Consider the following 6,334-nt stretch of genomic DNA (forward strand, 5'->3'; position numbering starts at 1 on the left):
ACCCCCGTGTCCGTCACGCGCCCCAGCCTAGACATGGCGCGCCTCCACCGCCGTCCCCCGGTCGGAACCCCCGTGTCCGTCACGCGCCCCAGCCTAGACATGGCGCGCCTCCACCGCCGTCCCCCGGTCGGACGGACGGTGCTCCCGCACCACCCGCGAACCGGGGCCCCGGCCGCCCGTGCCCCGCTCGAAGGACCGGAACGCGGCCCAGCAGACCGCGAGGGCGAGGGCGAACACGGGCAGCCAGAGCAGCCGGGCCCCGACCCAGCCGAGACCGTCGGGCAGCGTGTGCAGGCCGGGGAGGTGCCCGGCGAGGAGGCCGGTGGCCGTCGTGGCCATCAGGGCCGTCTGGTGCCACAGGAAGACGGTCATCGCGGAGAGGTTGACGAGGGCCACCGCCGCCCACGCCACGGGCCGGCGCATCGCCCGCCGCAGCCACTCGCGCAGCAGCAGGGCGAGACCGCACTGGGCCAGCCCGAAGGTGACGACGGCCAGCGTCGGCGGGTCCAGGTTGGACATGCCCTCGCCCGGGACGCCGACCATCGACGCCGGATAGCCCGCCCACGCGACGAGCCCCGCGGTCGCCGCCGCACCACCGGTGAGCAGGATCCAGCCCGCGCGGCGGCGCTCCAGCTCGCCCCGGGTCCAGGCCGCGCCCAGCGTGAAGGGCACCAGCCAGCCCGCCACCACGTTCACCCAGCCCAGCCAGGAGGGGCCGCCGAGTCCGAAGCGCAGCAGGTCCACATGCAGGACGACGGCCAGCGGCCAGAGCGGGTTCAACCGGGTCAGCAGCGGAGTCGCCGCCGTCAGGGCCGCGAACACCACGAGGAACCACAGCGGGGACAGGGCCAGTTTCACCAGCGTCCGGACCGTCCCGAACTCCGCGCCCGACAGCAGCAGGGCGAGCGCGGCGATCGTCCACAGGGTGAGGACGGCGGCGACCGGTGTGAACAGCCGGGTCAGCCGGGTCGTCAGCCACTGGTGGTAGGGAATGCCGCGGGCCCGGGCCGAGGCCAGACCGCGGGTCGCGACATGCCCGCCGACCAGGAAGAACACGGCGAGCGTCTGGAACAGCCAGGAGACGGGCGTCAGCCAGGGCATGTGCTGGAGGGGGCTCGCCGTGCGCAGGGTGCCGCTGTCGGCGACCAGGGCCGTGACCAGCCAGTGCCCGAGGACGACACCGAGGACCGCGGCGGCGCGCAGGGCGTCCACGGCCCGGTCGCGGCCGGCCGGGGTGGCCGCACCGACGCGTTCGGCGCCGCGGCGCACCGCATGCCGGGCACCTCGTACTCCGAGCACTCCGAGTACTCCGGCGTCAGTCATGAGTCACCGCCTTGGTCTCGCCCAGGACGATCCGGGTCAGGTTGGTCAGGGAGGTCGAGCCGGGGCTGAAGTAGTCGCTGTGGCCGCCGTCGCCGGCCGCGAAGACCCGGGCGCCGAAGGCCGGGGAGAGGGGGTCGGTGCCGAAGCCGACGGTGGTGCCGAACAGGTCCGCGCTGAGGTGCGGGACGTTCTCCACCCAGTCGTGGCCCCCGCGGGCCGCCCAGACGCGGGCGCGGGTGTGCAGGGCGGCCGCGGAGTCCGCGCCGGTGCCGGGGCTGCCGACCAGCGCGATGTCGTCGACGGCGAGTCCGGCGGCGGCACGGCCGCAGACGACCGAGCCGTACGAGTGGCACAGCAGCGAGATGCGCGGTCCGCCGCCCGCTATGGCGCGCAGGTCGGTGACGAGCGCGCGCAGACGCGGGGCCGCCTGCTCCGCCCTGCCGGTCGTCGTGACCGTCGCGCTGACCGTGCCCGGCGTCTCGTAGCCCATCCAGGCCACGACCGCCGTGCGCGTGCCCGCGGGGGCCTGCCGGACGAGTTGCCCGTACAGGGCGGCGGCGGCCGCGTGGAACCGGCCATAGGTGTCGAGGCTCGTGTCGGAGCCGGGGACCAGGACGGCGATGCGGTCGGCGCGAGTGAGGTCGCCCAAGACCTCCGTCACCCGGCCGGAGCCGCGGCCGTCGAACCGGAGGAGACGCCGGGCCGGGGCGGCCAGCGCACGGTCCGTCGCGGCACGGTCCCGGTCCTGGTGGGCGGCGGCCGTGCGGGCCGCTTCGGCGGCGTTGGCACGGTTGGCCGCGTACGCCTCGTCGAGCGTCGACGCGCTGAGAGGCGCGAGGGAGGCGGGGGCGGGCGCGGGGATCTCCGGGCGCCCGGCAGCGGAGAGAGGGAACACCACCGCGCCGGTGATGAGGGCGGCGAGCGCGGCTCGACGCCATCGGCCTCCGCGGCGCCGACCGCCGTCGCCACGGCGGTACTTCGCTGCGAACCCCATGGTCGTCCCCCTCCAGCGCACCCGGCCATCGGGTCTGCACGGAAGGGAAGTTACGGATCGGGACTCGTCGTCCGCGTCACACCGGGGAGCTCACGTGTGGCCTGGCTCTCAGGTACTACGGGTATGACCGGGGACCGCTCCTACGGGTATCCCAGGAAGGCCCCTCACCAGGCCAGTTGCGCGATCTCCTCCACCACCACGGCACACGCGTCCGCCGCCGGGTCGATGAGCGGGAAGTGCCCCACGTCCTCCAGCAGCGTCACTCCCACCATCTCCCCGGCCTTCGCCGCCGCGTCCGCGTACGACTCGGCGACCACCTGCGGCACATCGAGGTCCGTGCGGCCCTGGACGAGAGTGGTGGCGATGCCGGTGGGCAGCAGCAGCGCCGGGTCCGCGTACGGCTGCCGCTCGGCGAAGTGCTCGTCCCCGCCCAGGAGTTGCCGTACGGCACCGCCGCACACGTCCAGCTTGTCGGCGACCGCGAGGTCCGCGATCGGGGCGAGGGCGACCACACCGCGCAGGGCCGCCGGGCTGTCGGCGCGCCAGGGCGATCCGGCCGGCAGGACGTGCCGGGCCGCGGCCCACAGGGCGAGCTGCCCGCCCGCCGAGTGACCGGTGAGGACCGTACGGCCCGGGTGGGCTTGCGGCAAGTGTTCCCGCACGAGCGCCGGAAGGGCGTCCAGCGCGGCCGCGACGTCGTCGAAGGTGTCGGGCCAGCGGCCCGCGACGGAGTCGTCGTCACGACCGCGCCGGTACTCGGCACTGGCCACGGCGAACCCGCGGCGGGCGAGGAAGGCCGCGAACGGGCTGATGTGACGGCGGTCGTAGGGCGCCCGCCAGGCACCGCCGTGCAGCACGAGGACGACCGGGGCGGGCCCACCCGGGCCGCCCTGCCCGCGCGGGGCGTAGAAGTCGATCACCTGGTCGGGATGGTCACCGTAGGCAGCGGTCACGTCCGGGTCGACGGGCGCGTGCGAGAACACCGACTTCTCTTCCGCGGCGGCCCGTGCCGCTGCGACGTCGTCCGTCATGCTCCAACCTCTCAGCGATCAAACGTAGATGGCGGACCAGGTGGGGATCCGGCCGTTGGCCGGGACGGTATCAGGCAGGTGACGTGGGCGGACACGGGGATGTCACGCTGGGTGAAGACCGAACGGCCCCCGCGGCGGCAGGGGCCGTTCGTCACCGGGAACTCACCCCAGCGTCCGGGCCAGCACCCGCGCCGCCCGCTCCACGTCGGCGAAACCCACGTACAGCGGCGTGAAGCCGAAGCGCAGCACGTCCGGCGCCCGGAAGTCGCCGACCACACCCCGCTCGACGAGCCGTTTCATCACGTCACCGGCACCCTCACAGCGCAGGGCGATCTGACTGCCCCGCTCCGCGTGCGCGATCGGCGTCAGGCACTCGACCCTGCCCTCGGGCACGTACGCGGCCACGCACTCCAGGAAGAAGTCCGTGAGCGCGAGCGACTTGGCCCGCACCGCCTCGACCTGCACCCCGTCCCACACCTCCAGGGCCGCCTCCAGGGCGAGCATGGAGAGGATGTCCGGTGTGCCGACCCGGCCACGCAGGGCACCGGGGGCCGGCTCGTACCCGCTGCGCATCCCGAACGGCTCGGCGTGGGAGTTCCAGCCGGGCAGCGGGGAGTCGAAGCGGTCCTGAAGCTCCCTGCGCACGTACAGGTACGCCGGTGAACCCGGCCCGCCGTTCAGGTACTTGTAGGTGCAGCCGACCGCGAGGTCCACGCCGTGCTCGTCCAGCCCCACGGGCAGCGCGCCCGCGCTGTGGCACAGGTCCCAGACGACGTACGCTCCCGCCCCGTGCACGGCGGCCGTCAGCGCCGGCAGGTCGTGCAGCCGGCCGGTGCGGTAGTCGACGTGGTTGAGGAGGACGGCGGCGGTACGGTCGCCCAGCGCGCCCGGCACCTGCGCCGGTGCCACCGGCCGCAGCGTGCAGCCGGTCATCCGGGCGGCGGACTGTGCGATGTACCCGTCGGTGGGGAAGGTCGTGGCGTCGACGAGGATCTCGTCGCGGCCCTCCCCGGCCATCCGCACCGCCCCCACAAGTGCCTTGAACACGTTGACACTTGTCGAGTCGCCCACCACGATCTGCCCGGGCGCCGCCCCGACCAGCGGGGCGATCCGGTCACCGATCCGCTCGGGCGCGGTCCACCAGCCGCTCTCCTCCCAGGACCGGATGCGCAGCTCGCCCCACTGGCGGCGTACGACGTCCTCGACCCGCCCGGGGACGACGGCCGGCAGCGCGCCGAGCGAGTTGCCGTCGAGGTAGACAACGTCATCGAGGACGAAGGCGTCCCGCTTGCCGCGCAGGTCGTCGGCGGCGTCCAGCTTCTCCGCCCGCGTCGCGAGTTCAGACATAGGACCGCGCCGTCCACAGCTCGGGGAACACCTGCTTCTGCGCCCGCTTCTCCAGCCAGGCCACTCCGGCGGAGCCGCCCGTGCCGGTCTTGGCGCCCATCGCGCGGCGGGTGGCGACGAGGTGGTCGTTGCGCCAGCGCCACACCAGCTCGGCCACATCGCTCAACGCCTCGCCCAGCCGGGCGAGTTCGTCGCTCTCGTCGCCCGAGTAGACGGCCGTCCAGGCGGCCTCCACCTCCGGGGACGGCTCGTAGCGCTGCGACACGTCACGCCCCAGCACGGCCTGCGGGATGTCGTACCCGCGCCGCGCGAGCAGCCGCACCACCTCGTCGTACAGGCTCGGCTCGTGCAGCGCCTTCTCCAGCTCGGCGTGCACGCGCGGCGCGCCCCGGTGCGGGACCAGCATGGACGCGGACTTGTCGCCGAGCAGGAACTCCATCCGCCGGTACATCGCCGACTGGAAGCCGGAGCCCTCGCCGAGGGCGGACCGGTACGAGTTGAACTGGGCCGGCGTGAGCTGGCCGAGCGGCTTCCAGGAGGCGTTCAGCGCCTCCAGCTCGCGTACGGACCTCTTCAGCGCGGCGATCGCGGTGGGTACGTCGTCGCCGCGCAGCGCGTGTGCCGCCGTCTCCCACTCGTGGACGATGACGGTGAACCACAGCTCCATCACCTGGGTCGTGACCAGGAAGACCATCTCTCCGGGGTCGTCGGAGAGGGTGTGCTGGAGGTGGGTGAGCACGTCCGCCTTGACGTAGTCCTCGTACGGCGTCGTGCCGTGGAAATCGAGATGCGGGGTCTCGGGCTCGTGAGCCTCGTGGGACATCGCTGTCTCCTGCTTTGTAACTCCGGGTAGCGGTCCGCCCCTGCCGATGCCGGCACGGGGGCCCCGGTCCCCACGGGCATACTCCGCAATCGTCCCCCGAATCCGCAAGGCCCGCCCGCTCGGCGGACGGGCCTCGCGCACACGGACCGCCGTCAGCCCAGGACCTGCGCCGCGGTCGGCGAGGAGTCCTTCAGGAACTGGGAGCAGCGCTCGTACTCCTCCTGCTCGCCGATCGCCTGTGCGGCACGGGCGAGGGCGTGCAGGGCACGCAGGAAGCCGCGGTTCGGCTCGTGCTCCCACGGGACCGGGCCGTGGCCCTTCCAGCCGCTGCGGCGCAGCGCGTCGAGGCCGCGGTGGTAGCCCGTACGGGCGTACGCGTACGACTCGACGGTCGCGCCCCGCTCGTACGCCTCGTCGGCGAGCTGCGCCCAGGCGAGCGAGGAGGTGGGGTGCGCGGCGGCGACGTCGACCGGCGCGGTACCCGACGCGAGCATTTCCCGTGGCCCGGGGTCGTCGGGGAGGTGGGTCGGGGGCGGGCCCCCGAGGAGGTTCTCGTGAATGGACATGCCCCAAGTCTGCCGCAGACGTGAGCTGCGGGCAGTCGTGCCTCCCCCAGTGCCTCAAGGGCCTGGGAGGTACCCCCAGGCGGCACCCGTCCCACAGAAGCGGCACCCCGCTACGCCGGACTGCGCAACGCCCCGGCCTCAGCACGAACCCCCGCACCTACGACAACCGCTTCCGCACCGGCTCCCCCTCCAGCGGCGGTGCCGTCACACCCCCCTGCCGCAGACACTCCGGCCGCTTGCAGCGCGGCGG

The 6,334-nt window shown here is 74.0% G+C and carries 6 protein-coding genes; all 6 read right to left on the reverse strand.

Annotated features, from left to right (window positions below; genetic code table 11):
- Positions 1–93: 93 nt before the first annotated feature.
- On the reverse strand, positions 94–1,323 hold the full coding sequence (locus CA983_RS39205) for an acyltransferase family protein (protein ID WP_086605473.1): 1,230 nt from the start codon (positions 1,321–1,323) through the stop codon (positions 94–96).
- The gene (locus CA983_RS39210) at positions 1,316–2,317 is read right to left on the reverse strand and encodes an alpha/beta hydrolase (protein WP_086605474.1); all 1,002 of its coding nucleotides are present in this window, start codon (positions 2,315–2,317) and stop codon (positions 1,316–1,318) included. The genes CA983_RS39205 and CA983_RS39210 overlap by 8 nt, the downstream gene beginning before the upstream one ends.
- Positions 2,318–2,481: 164 nt before the next feature.
- A complete protein-coding gene (locus CA983_RS39215; RefSeq protein WP_086605475.1) occupies positions 2,482–3,348 on the reverse strand; it encodes an alpha/beta hydrolase in 867 nt (288 codons plus the stop codon).
- A gap of 162 nt (positions 3,349–3,510) precedes the next feature.
- Positions 3,511–4,695 (reverse strand): kynureninase, encoded by a 1,185-nt coding sequence (gene kynU, locus CA983_RS39220; RefSeq protein WP_086605476.1) that lies wholly within the window; start codon positions 4,693–4,695, stop codon positions 3,511–3,513.
- Complete coding sequence (locus CA983_RS39225) at positions 4,688–5,518, reverse strand: tryptophan 2,3-dioxygenase family protein (RefSeq protein ID WP_086605477.1); 831 nt, start codon at positions 5,516–5,518, stop codon at positions 4,688–4,690. Before CA983_RS39225 ends, kynU begins: the two co-directional genes overlap by 8 nt.
- A 152-nt stretch (positions 5,519–5,670) precedes the next feature.
- Positions 5,671–6,084 carry a DUF3151 domain-containing protein gene (locus CA983_RS39230; protein ID WP_086605478.1) on the reverse strand — a complete coding sequence of 138 codons (414 nt, stop codon included), beginning with the start codon at positions 6,082–6,084 and terminating at the stop codon, positions 5,671–5,673.
- Positions 6,085–6,334 lie beyond the last annotated feature (250 nt).

The organism is Streptomyces swartbergensis (assembly GCF_002148965.1).
GTDB lineage: Bacteria > Actinomycetota > Actinomycetes > Streptomycetales > Streptomycetaceae > Streptomyces > Streptomyces swartbergensis.